13 protein-coding genes and 1 pseudogene are annotated in these 14,184 nt (G+C 70.8%); 10 read left to right on the top strand and 4 right to left on the bottom strand.

Annotated elements, in window-relative coordinates; genetic code table 11:
• Positions 1-55 precede the first annotated feature (55 nt).
• Positions 56-1,657 carry an ABC transporter substrate-binding protein gene (locus EES43_RS04490; RefSeq protein ID WP_124267471.1) on the top strand — a complete coding sequence of 534 codons (1,602 nt, stop codon included), beginning with the start codon at positions 56-58 and terminating at the stop codon, positions 1,655-1,657.
• A gap of 136 nt (positions 1,658-1,793) precedes the next feature.
• On the opposite strand, the gene EES43_RS04485 is transcribed toward EES43_RS04490, so the two are convergent.
• Together EES43_RS04485 and EES43_RS04480 are read right to left on the bottom strand one after the other, a co-directional pair.
• Positions 1,794-2,465 carry a response regulator gene (locus EES43_RS04485; RefSeq protein ID WP_124267470.1) on the bottom strand — a complete coding sequence of 224 codons (672 nt, stop codon included), beginning with the start codon at positions 2,463-2,465 and terminating at the stop codon, positions 1,794-1,796.
• A 9-nt stretch (positions 2,466-2,474) separates the two neighbouring features.
• Positions 2,475-3,320 (bottom strand): RecB family exonuclease, encoded by an 846-nt coding sequence (locus EES43_RS04480; protein ID WP_241192606.1) that lies wholly within the window; start codon positions 3,318-3,320, stop codon positions 2,475-2,477.
• A 177-nt stretch (positions 3,321-3,497) separates the two neighbouring features.
• Here EES43_RS04480 and EES43_RS04475 point away from each other — a divergent pair, with 177 nt between their 5' ends.
• From EES43_RS04475 to EES43_RS04465, 3 genes are all read left to right on the top strand, one after another.
• A complete protein-coding gene (locus tag EES43_RS04475; protein ID WP_124267468.1) occupies positions 3,498-4,748 on the top strand; it encodes a site-2 protease family protein in 1,251 nt (416 codons plus the stop codon).
• Between the two features lie 61 nt (positions 4,749-4,809).
• Positions 4,810-5,718 carry a tRNA (adenine-N1)-methyltransferase gene (locus EES43_RS04470; RefSeq protein ID WP_124267467.1) on the top strand — a complete coding sequence of 303 codons (909 nt, stop codon included), beginning with the start codon at positions 4,810-4,812 and terminating at the stop codon, positions 5,716-5,718.
• Positions 5,719-5,946: 228 nt separating this feature from the next.
• The gene (locus tag EES43_RS04465) at positions 5,947-6,531 is read left to right on the top strand and encodes a hypothetical protein (RefSeq protein WP_124271781.1); all 585 of its coding nucleotides are present in this window, start codon (positions 5,947-5,949) and stop codon (positions 6,529-6,531) included.
• A 25-nt stretch (positions 6,532-6,556) separates the two neighbouring features.
• Here the strand turns inward: EES43_RS04465 and EES43_RS04460 are convergent, their stop codons facing one another.
• Positions 6,557-6,868 (bottom strand): ferredoxin, encoded by a 312-nt coding sequence (locus tag EES43_RS04460; protein ID WP_124267466.1) that lies wholly within the window; start codon positions 6,866-6,868, stop codon positions 6,557-6,559.
• A 241-nt stretch (positions 6,869-7,109) separates the two neighbouring features.
• Between EES43_RS04460 and arc the strand changes: the two genes are divergently transcribed.
• The 6 genes and pseudogenes from arc to prcA all read left to right on the top strand — a co-directional run bounded on the left by arc (position 7,110) and on the right by prcA (position 13,008).
• Positions 7,110-8,876, top strand: a complete 1,767-nt coding sequence (gene arc / locus EES43_RS04450) for a proteasome ATPase (RefSeq protein WP_124267465.1) — start codon at positions 7,110-7,112, stop codon at positions 8,874-8,876.
• A gap of 235 nt (positions 8,877-9,111) precedes the next feature.
• Complete coding sequence (gene dop, locus EES43_RS04445; protein WP_124267464.1) at positions 9,112-10,623, top strand: depupylase/deamidase Dop; 1,512 nt, start codon at positions 9,112-9,114, stop codon at positions 10,621-10,623.
• Positions 10,624-10,769: 146 nt separating this feature from the next.
• The gene (locus EES43_RS04440) at positions 10,770-10,988 is read left to right on the top strand and encodes a ubiquitin-like protein Pup (RefSeq protein WP_124267463.1); all 219 of its coding nucleotides are present in this window, start codon (positions 10,770-10,772) and stop codon (positions 10,986-10,988) included.
• A 153-nt stretch (positions 10,989-11,141) separates the two neighbouring features.
• Positions 11,142-11,328, top strand: a pseudogene (locus EES43_RS31125) (endonuclease domain-containing protein); the annotation flags it as partial.
• Positions 11,280-12,125 carry a proteasome subunit beta gene (prcB, locus tag EES43_RS04430; RefSeq protein ID WP_124267462.1) on the top strand — a complete coding sequence of 282 codons (846 nt, stop codon included), beginning with the start codon at positions 11,280-11,282 and terminating at the stop codon, positions 12,123-12,125. The pseudogene EES43_RS31125 and the gene prcB, both read left to right, overlap by 49 nt.
• Positions 12,126-12,183: 58 nt before the next feature.
• A complete protein-coding gene (gene prcA, locus EES43_RS04425) occupies positions 12,184-13,008 on the top strand; it encodes a proteasome subunit alpha (RefSeq protein WP_124267461.1) in 825 nt (274 codons plus the stop codon).
• A gap of 62 nt (positions 13,009-13,070) precedes the next feature.
• Here prcA and EES43_RS04420 read toward each other — a convergent pair whose 3' ends face one another.
• Positions 13,071-14,105: a LacI family DNA-binding transcriptional regulator gene (locus EES43_RS04420; RefSeq protein WP_124267460.1), complete on the bottom strand. Its 1,035-nt coding sequence runs from the start codon at positions 14,103-14,105 to the stop codon at positions 13,071-13,073.
• Positions 14,106-14,184: the final 79 nt, after the last annotated feature.

The following is a 14,184-nucleotide window of genomic DNA, read 5'->3' as shown; positions in this document are numbered from 1 at the left end:
GGCAGCGCCCACTAATCTCGATTCCTCACCTGCCGGGATGAGGGAGAACGTCCAGATGAACCGCAAGACCCTGGTGCTGCCGGCCGTCGTCGGCCTGCTCGCACCCGTGCTCGCCGCCTGCGGCAGCACGGAAAGCGCCGGTGGCGGCGGAAAGAACGCCATCGTCGTCGGCACCACGGACCAGGTCGTGGCCTCCAAGGACAACCCCGCCCCGCTCGACCCCGCCGTCGGCTACGAGGCGGGCCTCTGGAACGTCCTGCGCCAGACCGTGCAGACCCTCACCATCGCCCCCCGCGGCGGCGGCGCGCCGGTTCCCGAGGCCGCCCGCAGCTGCACCTTCACGGACACCGAGAACGAGAGCTACCGGTGCACCCTGCGCGCCGGCCTCACCTTCGCCGACGGCACGCCCATCACCGCCGAGGACGTGAAGTACTCGATCCAGCGGGTCATCGACATCAAGGCGGAGAGCGGTCCCATCGCGCTCCTCTCCAACATCGACACGATCGAGACCAAGGGCGACGACCAGATCGTCTTCCATCTGCGGACCCCCGACGCCACCTTCCCGTACAAGCTCGCCACCCCCGCGGCGGGCATCGTGCCGAAGGGGAAGTACCCGGCACGCGGCGGGCGCACCGGCTTCCAGATCGACGGCTCCGGCCCGTACACCATGAAGCCCGAGGCCGAGGGCGACCGGGTGGTCCGCATCGAGCTCACCCGCAACCCCTCGTACAAGGGGTCGCTGAAGGTCCTCAACGACAAGATCGAGCTGGACCTCTTCCCCGACGCGAAGGCGATGGGCAAGGCGATGGACGAGGGCAGCATCGACATGATGACCCGGGCCATGTCGCCCGAGCAGGCCAGCGCCATGCTCGTGAAGCCGAAGGACGGCGTCGAGCTCACCGAGATGCCGAGCCTGGCCATCAGCTACCTCGGCTTCAACACGAAGAACCCCGTGGTCAGCAAGCCCGTACGGCAGGCCATCGCGCAGATCGTCGACCGAGGCGAGATCGCCGGCAAGGTCTACGGCAGCACGGCGGAACCGCTCTACTCGCTCATTCCGTCCAGCATCACCGGCCACACGAACTCGTTCTTCAACAAATACGGCGAGCCCAGCACCGCCAAGGCCGCCGAAACCCTGCGGAAAGCCGGAATCAAGACCCCGGTGAAATTCACCCTGCATTACACGACCGACCACTACGGCGCCGCCACCGCCGACGAATTCCGAGCGCTCCAGCGGCAGCTCAACGCCTCCGGCCTCTTCGACGTCTCCGTCGAGGGCGAGAAGTGGGCGCAGTTCCGGCCGGAGCAGAAGCGCGGCGACTACGCGGCCTACGGCATGGGCTGGTTCCCCGACTTCCCCGACCCGGACAGCTACACCGCGCCCTTCCTGGACGAGAACAACTTCCTCAACTCGCCCTACCGGTCGATCGAGGCCCAGCGGGTGCTCATCCCGCAGTCCCGGCGCGAGGCCGACCGCAGCGCCGCGGCCAAGACCTACGAGAAGCTCCAGGACATCGTCGCCACCGACGTCCCGGTCCTCCCGATCTGGCAGGCCAAGCAGTACGTCGCCGCCCGCGACGGGGTCGACGGTGTCGAGTGGGCCATCAGCGCCACCTCCGAACTCCAGCTCTGGGAGCTCAACCGCTCCGACGCCTGACCCGCCTCGGCGGTCATCGGCCGGTACGCGCCGGGAGCCGTCCGGCCCGCACTCCTCGGGGCGCGGGCCGGACGGCTCCGCCGTCTCCCGCGCGCCGCCCCCCCAGCGGGCGGCGCCCTGCCGTGCCGGGCCGCCGCTACTGCGCCCCGGGGCGCACCAGCCCGCTCTCGTACGCGTACACGGCGGCCTGCACCCGGTCCCGCAGGCGCAGCTTCGTCAGGACGTGGCCCACATGCGTCTTCACCGTCGTCTCGCTGACGAAGAGGTCCGCGGCGATCTCGGCGTTGGACAGCCCGCGCGCCACCAGCTTCAGGACCTCCACCTCGCGGTCCGTCAGCGTGTGCAGGGCGTCCGGGACCGGCTCCTCGCCGGACGGCAGATGATCCGCGTACTTGTCGAGCAGCCGCCGCGTGATGCTCGGCGCGAGCATCGCCTCGCCCGCCGCCACCACCCGGATCGCCTGCACCAGCTCATGGGCGGGCGCGTCCTTCAGCAGGAACCCGCTCGCCCCCGCGCGCAGCGCCTCCACCACGTACTCGTCGAGGTCGAACGTGGTCAGCACGAGCACCTTCGCCGGACCGTCCCGGCCGGGACCGGTGATCTGGCGCGTCGCCTCGACGCCGTCCATCCGCGGCATCCGGATGTCCATCAGCACCACGTCGGGCTGGAGCGCCCGCACCTGGTCGATGGCCTGCAGGCCGTCACCGGCCTCACCCACCACCGCCAGATCGCCCTCGGCCTCCAGGATCATCCGGAAACCGGTGCGCAGCAGCGGCTGGTCGTCGACCAGCAGGACGCGGATAGCCACGAAAACTCCTTAGGGACCCTCAAGGGCCACGGATCGGCCGGCCTCGGCCCGGACCGGCTCCATTCTGCCCTGGACATCCTCACCGGCCTCCGCCGGGCGCACGGACAGCGGATATACCGGGGGAGTCCCGCCGAATTCCGGGCACACCGCCCGGTGATCGCACCAGCCGCACAGCTTCGTCGGCCTCGGCCGCCAGTCGCCCGTCCGGGTCGCCAGCGCGATGGCCTCCCACAGCGCGAGCAGCTTGCGCTCCACCCGCTCCAGATCCGCCATCGACGGGTCGTACGTCAGGACGTCGCCGCTGCCCAGATAGACCAGCTGGAGCCGGCGCGGCAGCACGCCCTTCAGCCGCCGGATCACCAGCGCGTAGAACGTCATCTGGAACAGCGGGCCGTCGGCGTACTCCGGCCGCGGCGCCTTGCCCGTCTTGTAGTCGACGATCCGCACCTCGCCGCTGGGCGCCACATCGATCCGGTCGATCACCCCGCGCAGCCGCAGCCCCGAGTCCAGCTCCGTCTCCACGGACAGCTCGCGCTCGGCCGGCTCCAGCCGCGTCGGGTCCTCCAGCGAGAACCACCGCTCCACCAGCCGCTCCGCCTCGCCCAGCCAGCGCGACAGCCGCTCGCCCCCGGCGTCCCCGTCGAACAGCTCGGCCAGCTCCGGCCTCGCCTCCAGCAGCCGGTCCCACTGCCCGGGGACCAGGGCCCGCGCCCGCGGCGCGGTGCGGTCCGCCGCCGGAGCGTCGAAGAGCCGCTCCAGCACCGCGTGGACGAGCGTGCCGCGCGTCGCGGCCTCGCTGGGCTTCTCCGGCAGCTTGTCGATCACCCGGAAGCGGTAGAGCAGGGGGCACTGCATGAAATCGCTCGCCCGCGACGGCGACAGGGACGAGGGCGGCTGGGCTTGCCGCGGCACGGAGGTCATGACTCCAGACCCTACGGCCCGCCACCGACACCGAGCGGCATACCATCGACGGCAGACCCCCGCACACTGCATGATCGTGGCACCGGCCACCGAACGAACCGAAGGGACCCCGTGGACGAGAGCGGCGACAACGGGCGCCCGCAGCCCGGCGCAGGGGGCACCGGCCCCGGCGCCGGCCCCGAGAAGGGCAAACCCCGACGCCCCGCCGATCCGGGCGGCGGCCTGCTCATGGGCCGCCCCTTCGGCGTGCCCGTGTACGTCGCGCCCAGCTGGTTCGTCGTCGCGGCGCTGATCACCTGGGTCTTCGGCGGCCAGCTCGACCGCGTGCTGCCCGAGCTCGGCGCCCTCCGCTACCTGGTCGCGCTGTTCTTCGCGATCGCCTTCTACGCCTCCGTGCTCGTGCACGAGCTGGCCCACACCGTGGCGGCCCTGCGCTACAAGCTCCCGGTCCGCCGCATCCAGCTCCAGTTCTTCGGCGGCGTGTCCGAGATCGAGAAGGAGACCGAGACCCCCGGCCGCGAGTTCATCCTCGCCTTCGTCGGCCCCCTCCTCTCCCTGGTCCTCGGCGGCGTCTTCTACCTCGCCATGGAGTTCGTCGAGCCCGGCACCGTCCCCGGGGTGCTGCTCGCCGGCCTGATGATCTCCAACCTCATCGTGGCCGCCTTCAACCTGCTGCCCGGCCTTCCGCTCGACGGCGGCCGGATGCTGCGCGCCGTCGTCTGGAAGATCACCGGCAAGCCCATGAGCGGCACCGTCGCCGCCGCCTGGGTCGGCCGCGGCCTCGCCGTCGCCGTCCTCATCGGCCTGCCGCTGCTCACCCACACCGGCGCCTTCGGCGACTCCAGCCGCGACATCGGCGGCGTGGAGACCGTCACCGACGCCCTGCTCGCCGCGATCCTCGCCGGCATCATCTGGACCGGCGCGGGGAACAGCCTGCGGATGGCGCGGCTGCGCGAGCACCTGCCCGACCTGCGCGCCCGCACCCTGACCCGCCGCGCGGTCCCCGTCGAGTCCGCCACCCCGCTCTCCGAGGCGCTGCGCCGGGCCAACGAGGCGGGCGCCCGCGCCCTGGTCGTCGTCGACGGACAGGGCAGCCCCAAGGGCGTCGTCCGCGAGGCCGCCATCGTCGGCGTCCCGGAGCACCGCCGCCCCTGGGTCGCGGTCGGCTCCCTGGCCCAGGACCTGACCGAGGGCATGAGGGTCCCCGCCGAACTCGCCGGAGAAGCCCTGCTGGACCGCCTCAAGGCCAGCCCCGCCACCGAGTACCTGGTCGTCGAGGAGACGGGCCAGATCTACGGCGTGCTCTCCACCGCCGACGTCGAACGCGCCTTCGTCCGGGCCATGGCCCGCCCCGGCGCCTGAGCCCCGCCACCGCGCTCCACCGGGCGGTCGGCGGCCGCGGAATCACCGGTAGGCTGGTCACATGTCTGAACCGACCGGTGCCGCCCGCCGACGTGGGCCCTTCAAGGTCGGGGACCAGGTCCAGCTCACCGACCCCAAGGGACGCCACTACACCTTCACGCTCGAAGCCGGAAAGAACTTCCACACCCACAAGGGTTCTTTCCCGCACGACGAGCTGATCGGTGCTCCCGAGGGCAGTGTTGTCCGAACCACGGGAAACGTCGCCTACCTCGCGCTGCGCCCGCTGCTCCCCGACTACGTCCTGTCCATGCCCCGCGGCGCCGCCGTGGTCTACCCCAAGGACGCGGGGCAGATCCTGGCCTTCGCCGACATCTTCCCCGGCGCCCGCGTCGTGGAGGCCGGGGTCGGGTCCGGCTCGCTCAGCACCTTCCTCCTGCGCGCCATCGGCGAGCAGGGCATGCTGCACTCCTACGAGCGCCGCGAGGACTTCGCCGAGATCGCCCAGCAGAACGTCGAGCGCTACTTCGGCTCACCGCACCCCGCCTGGCAGCTGACGGTCGGAGACCTCCAGGACAACCTCTCCGACACGGACGTCGACCGCGTCGTGCTGGACATGCTCGCCCCCTGGGAGTGCCTGGAGGCCGTCTCCAAGGCCCTGGTGCCCGGCGGCATCCTCTGCGCCTACGTCGCGACCACGACGCAGCTCTCGCGCACCGTCGAGTCCATCCGCGAGATCGGCTGCTTCGCCGAGCCGCAGCCGTGGGAGTCGATGATCCGCAACTGGCACGTCGAGGGCCTCGCGGTCCGCCCCGACCACCGCATGATCGGCCACACCGGCTTCCTGGTCACCGCCCGGCGCCTCGCGGACGGCGTCGAGCCGCCGCTGCGCCGCCGCCGCCCGTCCAAGGGCGCCTACGGCGAGGACTACGACGGACCCGGCAGCCAGAGCGGCTCCGCCTCGCGCGGCTGACCCGCCCGACGCACCGGCGCCGCCGCGCGGATCCCCGACCGACCGGGGAACCGGGCGGCGGCGCCTTCGTCGTCTCCCGCGCCCGGTCCCGCGCCCGGGAAACCGGCGGCCCCCCGCCGTTCCGCCCCGGTGTGAGGTGTGGCACGATGCTGGCCACCCGTCACACCCGCCGACCTTCCTCCGGCACCGCCTTCCCGGGCTTCCAGGAACCACATGGAGACATACCGCGTGCAGACCTCCGCGCTCCCGGACCTCGCGCACACCGCCGCCAAGCCGGTGCACTGGCTCGCCACGGCAGCCGCCATGGCCGCCGTCGTCGCCGCGGCGGGCCTCCTCCAGCCGGGTGCGGCCACCGCGACCGCCCCGGACGGCGGCGGCCCCGCCGCGGCCCGGCACGGCGCGCCCCCGGCCCAGGCGCCGGATCCGGCCGAGGTCGACTTCCCGCTGGAGTGCGGCGGAGCGGGCACCACCGTCGCGCGGCACGCGCCGGGCGACCTCGACGGCGACGGGCGGCCGGAGACCGTGGCCGTGGTGCACTGCGCCGCCGGGTCCGGGACCCCGCCCAGCGGCGTCTACGTGCTGACGCAGGGGAGCGGGGCCTCACCCCGGGTCGTGGCGACCCTGGTGGACCCCGCTCAGAAGAAGACGGTCGGCGCCCTCGCCGTACGGAAGGGCGTCGTCTCGGCCACCCTCCTCGGCTACTCCTCGCTCGACGTGCCGCGCTGCTGCCCCGACCAGCGGGAACAGGCCGACTGGCGCTGGCGGGGCGATGCCTTCGTCCGCGGCGCCGGCGACCTCGCGCGCAGCGTCTGACCTCCGTGCGCCCGGCGGCGGCCGGTCAGTCCGCGTCCGGCCCGTACACCTCGACGCTGTCCGAAACCCTCCGCACGTGGATGCAGTCGCCCGGACACTCATTGGCCGAGTCGACCACGTCCCGCAGCAGCGGCAGCGGCACGGGGGTCGTGGCGCCCTTGTCCTGCAGCAGCTCGTCGTCGCTGCTCTTCACATAGGCCAGGCCGTCGATGTCCAGCTCGAAGACCTCGGGCGCGTACTGCACGCAGATGCCGTCGCCCGTACAGAGGTCCTGGTCGATCCAGACCTCCAGGTCCTGGGTGTCACTGTCGCCCGGCGAGTCCTGCTGCACGGTCATGTGTCCTGCCGTTCCCTGCGTATCCGAACCAATTGGAGCGAGCCCTGACGGGTGTTGAACGGTTCGACGATACAACCGGCCGCTTTCCGGTGCCGAAGGGTGGGTATTCACCTCTGGTGAGGGAGAGCGCAAGGGTGAAGATCGGACACGCCCCGCAGTCTTTGTGATCTAGGGGTTTCAATCACCACCCACCCAGGTAGGGTCAGGAAGCGTCCAGCTCCCCATGGAGGAGGTGAGGACCGTGGCAGCCCACGACGACGACAACAACCGCGGCATCCGGCCCGCGCGGGGGTCAGAAGACCCAGCCGGCCAGGTTGCCTATCTTGAGCAGGAGATCGCCGTCCTGCGACGTAAGCTCGCCGACTCTCCGCGCCATACGAGGGTTCTCGAAGAGCGGATCGTCGAGTTGCAGACGAACCTGGCGGGCGTGTCCGCGCAGAACGAGCGGCTCGCCAACACGCTCCGCGAGGCACGTGACCAGATCGTGGCCCTCAAGGAGGAGGTCGACCGGCTCGCGCAGCCGCCGGCCGGCTTCGGCGTCTTCCTGCAGGCCAACGAGGACGGCACCTGCGACATCTTCACCGGGGGCCGCAAGCTCCGGGTGAACGTCAGCCCCAGCGTCGAGCTCGACGACCTCCGGCGAGGCCAGGAGGTCATGCTCAACGAAGCGCTCAACGTGGTCGAGGCCATGGAGTTCGAGCGGGCCGGGGACATCGTCACCCTCAAGGAGATCCTGGAGGACGGCGAGCGCGCCCTGGTGGTCGGGCACACCGACGAGGAGAGAGTGGTGCGGCTCGCCGAGCCGCTGCTGGACATCACCATCCGCTCCGGTGACGCCCTCCTGCTGGACTCCCGCTCCGGGTACGTCTACGAGGTGGTCCCCAAGAGCGAGGTCGAGGAGCTGGTCCTCGAAGAGGTCCCGGACATCGACTACGACAAGATCGGCGGTCTGGGCGACCAGATCGAGCTGATCCGCGACGCGGTCGAGCTGCCGTACCTGCACCCCGACCTCTTCAAGGAGCACGAACTGCGACCGCCGAAGGGCATCCTGCTCTACGGCCCGCCCGGCTGCGGCAAGACGCTCATCGCCAAGGCCGTCGCGAACTCGCTCGCCAAGAAGGTCGCCGAGGTCACCGGACAGCCCGCGGGGAAGAGCTACTTCCTCAATATCAAGGGCCCCGAGCTCCTCAACAAGTACGTCGGCGAGACCGAGCGCCACATCCGCCTCGTCTTCCAGCGGGCCCGGGAGAAGGCGAGCGAGGGCACGCCCGTCATCGTCTTCTTCGACGAGATGGAATCCCTCTTCCGCACCCGCGGCAGCGGAGTGAGCTCGGACGTGGAGAACACCATCGTCCCGCAGCTGCTCGCCGAGATCGACGGCGTGGAGGGCCTGGAGAACGTCATCGTCATCGGCGCCTCCAACCGCGAGGACATGATCGACCCCGCCATCCTGCGCCCCGGCCGCCTCGATGTGAAGATCAAGATCGAGCGTCCGGACGCCGAGGCGGCCAAGGACATCTTCGCCAAGTACCTGACCCCCTCGCTGCCGCTGCACGCGGACGATCTGGCCGAGCACACCGGCTCCCGGCCGGCCGCCGCCCACGCCATGATCCAGTCCGTCGTGGAGCGGATGTACACGGAATCCGAGGAGAACCGCTTCCTCGAAGTCACGTACGCCAACGGGGACAAGGAAGTCCTGTACTTCAAGGACTTCAACTCCGGCGCGATGATTCAGAACATCGTCGACCGGGCAAAGAAAATGGCCATCAAGGCATTCCTCGAACAAGGGCAGAAAGGTCTGCGCGTCTCCCACCTCCTCCAGGCATGTGTGGACGAGTTCAAGGAGAACGAGGACCTTCCGAACACCACCAACCCGGACGACTGGGCCAGGATCTCCGGCAAGAAGGGCGAGCGGATCGTGTTCATCCGCACGCTCGTCACCGGAAAGCAGGGCGCGGACACCGGGCGGTCCATCGACACGGTGGCGAATACCGGGCAGTACCTGTAGGAACGCGGACCGGCTGCGGACGCCCGGAGGGGTATCCGCAGCCGGTTGCATTCCCCTGTTCCGGCCCGGCCGGAACATTGTCGTGATTGATCTCCCCACCGGCGCAGAGGCGCTCTAGGCTCTGCGGTACCGCCGAGTCGCGCAGTGCGGGGACGGGCACCGCATACGCACCGGACAAGCAGCGGTACTTGAGCGTCGCTCCGGAAGGGGTCGGACGCCGGGCAAGGAGGGCCGCATGACCGTACGGCGAGTAATGGGCATCGAGACCGAGTACGGGATCTCCGTCCCCGGCCACCCCAACGCCAATGCCATGCTCACCTCGTCCCAGATCGTCAACGCGTACGCGGCGGCGATGCACCGGGCCCGACGCGCCCGCTGGGACTTCGAGGAGGAGAATCCGCTGCGCGACGCGCGAGGCTTCGACCTCGCCCGTGAGACCGCCGACTCCAGCCAGCTCACCGACGAGGACATCGGCCTGGCCAATGTCATCCTCACCAACGGGGCCAGGCTGTACGTCGACCACGCGCACCCCGAGTACAGCTCGCCGGAGATCACCAATCCGCGCGACGCGGTGCTGTGGGACAAGGCCGGCGAACGGATCATGGCGGAGGCGGCCGAGCGGGCGGCGGCCATCCCCGGGGCCCAGCCGATCCACCTCTACAAGAACAACACCGACAACAAGGGCGCCTCCTACGGCACGCACGAGAACTACCTGATGCAGCGGGAGACCCCGTTCTCGGACATCGTGCGCCACCTGACGCCGTTCTTCGTCTCCCGGCAGGTCGTCACGGGCGCGGGCCGGGTCGGCATCGGCCAGGACGGCACCGAGCACGGGTTCCAGATCAGCCAGCGCGCGGACTACTTCGAGGTCGAGGTCGGCCTGGAGACCACGCTCAAGCGGCCCATCATCAACACGCGCGACGAGCCCCACTCCGACGCGGAGAAGTACCGCCGGCTCCATGTGATCATCGGCGACGCGAACCTCTCGGAGATCTCTACCTATCTCAAGCTCGGCACGACGTCCCTGGTCCTGGCCATGATCGAGGACGCCTTCATCACCGTCGACCTCGCCGTCGACCAGCCCGTCCGCACCCTGCACCAGGTCTCCCACGATCCGGATCTCCGGGAGCTGATCACACTCCGCAGCGGCCGGACACTCACCGCCGTCCAGCTCCAGATGGAGTACTTCGAGCTGGCCCGCAAATACGTGGACGAGCGGTACGGCGCGGACGCCGACGAGCAGACCAAGGACATCCTGGCCCGCTGGGAGGACACCCTCAACCGGCTGGAGACGGATCCGATGAGCCTGGCCGGGGAGCTGGACTGGATCGCGAAGCGGGAGCTCATGGAGGGCTACCGCCGCCGCGACTCGCTGGACTGGGACGCGCCCCGGCTGCATCTGGTCGACCTCCAGTACGCCGACGTACGGCCCGACAAGGGGCTGTACAACCGTCTGGTGGACCGGGGCCGCATGAAGCGCCTCCTGGACGAGGACGACGTCACCAGGGCCCGTACGAAGCCTCCGGAGGACACCAGGGCCTACTTCCGGGGCCGCTGCCTGGAGCAGTACGCCGACGACGTGGCGGCGGCCTCCTGGGACTCGGTCATCTTCGACCTGCCCGACCGCGACTCCCTCCAGCGGGTGCCCACCCTGGAGCCGCTGCGCGGGACGCGCGAGCACGTGAAGGACCTGCTGGACCGCTGCCGTACGGCGGAGGAGCTGGTGCAGGTGCTGTCGGGCGGCTGAAAGGTCTCCGGACGGGGAATCATCGACCGGACGGAAACACGGAGACGGCATCCGGACGTTGTGAGAACTGCCGGGCCGATGTCGGACCCCGTGGGTAGGGTCTGATCAAGTGCTTCGAATGCTTCGAACCGAGCGGGGTGAGCTACATGGCGACCAAGGACACCGGCGGCGGACAGCAGAAGGCGACGCGTTCCACCGAGGAGACCGAGGAGCAGACGCAGGACGCGCAGGCGTCCGAGGACCTCAAGGAGCGCCAGGAGAAGCTGAGCGACGACGTCGACTCGGTCCTGGACGAGATCGACGACGTCCTGGAGGAGAACGCCGAGGACTTCGTGCGCTCCTTCGTCCAGAAGGGCGGGGAGTAGGAGGTCGCGCCCGCGGACGCCCAGCGGCGTCCCGGGGGCCCGCAGCGCGCGGAGGATGCGGGGCGGCGGCGTCCGCCACGGTTGCGCCGCCGCCCCGCCTCCTCCGTCTGACGGCCCATCGGTCCGCGGGCCCGGATCCGTCGAGATCCCTTCGCGGAACATGTGGATCACCGTCGTACGGCGGGTAGGGTCCGTGGCATACGTCGCTTCAACCGCAATCCGGCCATCGGCACGTTGGGGGATGATCCTGACGGTCTTGCGCAGGGCCATCGCATACCTGGAGGGAAACGCGTGGAAGCCAACACTCGTAGCACCGGGCGTCTACCAGCTGCCTTCCTGACGCCGGGTTCGTCCTCGTTCATGGACTTCCTGTCGGACCAGTCGCCCCAGATGCTCCCGGGCAACCGGAGCCTGCCGCCGCTGCAGGGGGCCATCGAGGCGCCGCACGGGACGACCATCGTCGCGGCGGCCTTCCCCGGCGGCGTGGTGCTGGCCGGCGACCGGCGCGCCACCATGGGCAACATGATCGCGCAGCGCGACATCGAGAAGGTCTTCCCGGCCGACGAGTACTCGGCGGTGGGCATCGCCGGCACCGCGGGTCTGGCCGTGGAGATGGTCAAGCTCTTCCAGCTGGAGCTGGAGCACTTCGAGAAGGTCGAGGGCGCCCAGCTCTCCCTGGAGGGCAAGGCCAACCGGCTCTCCACCATGATCCGCAGCAATCTGGCCATGGCGATGCAGGGCCTGGCCGTCGTGCCTCTGTTCGCCGGGTACGACGTCGACCGGGAGAGGGGCCGCATCTTCTCCTACGACGTCACCGGAGGCCGCTCCGAGGAGCTCGGCTACGCCGCCACCGGCTCCGGGTCGATCTTCGCCCGCGGCTCGATGAAGAAGCTCTACCGCGAGGACCTGACGGAGGAGCAGGCCCTCACCCTGGTCGTGCAGGCGCTGTACGACGCCGCGGACGACGACTCGGCGACCGGCGGCCCGGACGTGGCCCGCCGCATCTACCCGATCGTCACCGTCATCACCGACGAAGGCTTCCGGAGGCTGACCGACCAGGAGTCCGCCGAGATCGCGCGCTCCATCCTGGAGCGCCGTCTGGAGCAGCCCGACGGCCCGCGCGCCGCGCTGCTCTGATCCGGACTCCGAGCCCTCCGAGATGTACTCGTCACTGACAGAAAGGGACGGATAGCCGGTGTCGACGCCGTTCTATGTCTCACCCCAGCAGGCCATGGCCGACCGGGCGGAATACGCCCGCAAGGGCATCGCCCGTGGTCGCAGCCTCGTTGTGCTGCAGTATGCCGACGGCATCGTGTTCGTCGGCGAGAACCCGTCCCGTGCGCTGCACAAGTTCAGCGAGATCTACGACCGGATCGGCTTCGCCGCCGCCGGCAAGTACAACGAGTACGAGAACCTGCGCATCGGCGGTGTCCGCTACGCGGATCTGCGCGGATACACCTACGACCGCGACGATGTGACGGCCCGCGGGCTGGCCAACGTCTACGCGCAGACCCTGGGCACCATCTTCTCCAGCGCGGCCGAGAAGCCGTACGAGGTGGAGCTGGTGGTGGCCGAGGTGGGCGCCGCCGCCGACGGCGACCAGATCTACCGGCTGCCGCACGACGGTTCGATCGTGGACGAGCACGGCTCGGTCGCGGTCGGCGGGAACTCCGAGCAGATCAGCACCTTCCTGGACCAGCGCCACCGCGACGGCATGACGCTCGCCGAGGCGCTCAAGCTGGCCGTCCAGGCGCTGTCGAGGGAGCCGGGCGGCGGGGAGCGCGAGATTCCCGCCGAGCGGCTGGAGGTCGCGGTCCTGGACCGTACCCGGCCCCAGCAGCGCAAGTTCAAGCGCATCATCGGACGGCAGCTCGCCCGGCTGCTGGACGCGGACGCGGCGGACAACACCCCGACGGACGCCCCGTCGGACACGGAGGACGCCGACTCCACCGGCACCGCGCCCGACTCCGCCACCGGCACCGCGGACGACGCCGGGGGCGACGGGCGGGACACGCCCTGAGGACTGTCTGAGCGGGAAGGCCGTCGACACCCCTTCCGGGCCGCAGCCCGGAAGGGGCGTCGTCACACCCGGCGGGCGGGCGGGGGCGCGGTGGAGCCGCGTACGACCAGCCGGACGGGCAGGCTGCCCCGTTCCACGGGCCGGCCGTCCAGCACGGCGAGCAGGGCCGCCATACCCCGCTCGCCGACCTGCTCGGCGGGCAGCTGCACCGTGGTCAGCTCCGGCTCGACGGCTGTGGCGAGGGCCAGATCGTCGAAACCGGTGACCGAGAGGTCGTCGGGCACCCGCAGCCCCAGCCGGCGGGCCGCCTTGCAGGCCCCCGCCGCCAGGACGTCGTCGTCGCAGACGATGGCGGTCGGCCGGTCGGCCGTGTCGGCGAGCGCCCGTTCGGCGGCCTCGCGTCCGGCGCTCACGTCGAGCGGGGCCCGTACCGTGCGCACGGAGGCGTCCGGCGTCCCGCCCACCCGCTCCAGCAGTGCCCGCGCGCGGACCGAGAACGTCCAGGTGTCCACGGCCGACGCCAGGTGCAGGAAGCGCCGGTGGCCGAGGTCCAGCAGGTGGTCCGCCACCTGGCGCATGCCGCCGGGGATGTCCAGGTTCACGTACGCGGCGGCTCCGGGGCCCGCCGGGTCGCTGTCCAGCATCACCAGCGGCAGCTCGGCCCCGTGCAGGTCGTCGAGGGCGTCGGCGGCCATCGAGGACGCGATCACGCCGTCGAGTGCCGCGCGGGCAGAGGCGAAGGGGTCGCGGGCCGGGCCGGTGCCGTCCGGCGACGGGTAGAGCACCACGCCGAACTCGTGCCGGGCGGCCACGGCGGCGGCCCCGGTGTAGACCCGGGCGAAGAACTCGTTGGTGAGCGCGGGCACGACGAGCAGGGCGGTCCGGGTGCGGCCGAGCCGCAGACTGCGCGCCGCGAGGTTGGGCCGGTAGCCCAGCTCGGCCGCGCTGCGCCGGACGCGTTCGGCCGTGGTCCCGGACACCCGCCCGGTCCACTTGCCGCCGAGCACCAGCGAGACCGTCGCCTGCGAGACACCCGCCGCCCGCGCCACGTCACGGCTGGTGGGCCGGGCGGGAACGGGCTGCTGCGCGCTGGTCACTCGGGCCTCCGTGCGGGATGTCTCCGGACGTCCGCGAGGTGGACCCCGGACTGCCGACATGGTACGTATGAACCTCGAC

It is taken from the genome of Streptomyces sp. ADI96-02, assembly GCF_003846185.1.
Taxonomy (GTDB): Bacteria; Actinomycetota; Actinomycetes; order Streptomycetales; family Streptomycetaceae; genus Streptomyces.
Note: the sequence above shows the minus strand (reverse complement) of the source record. Positions and strands in the feature narration are given on the sequence as shown.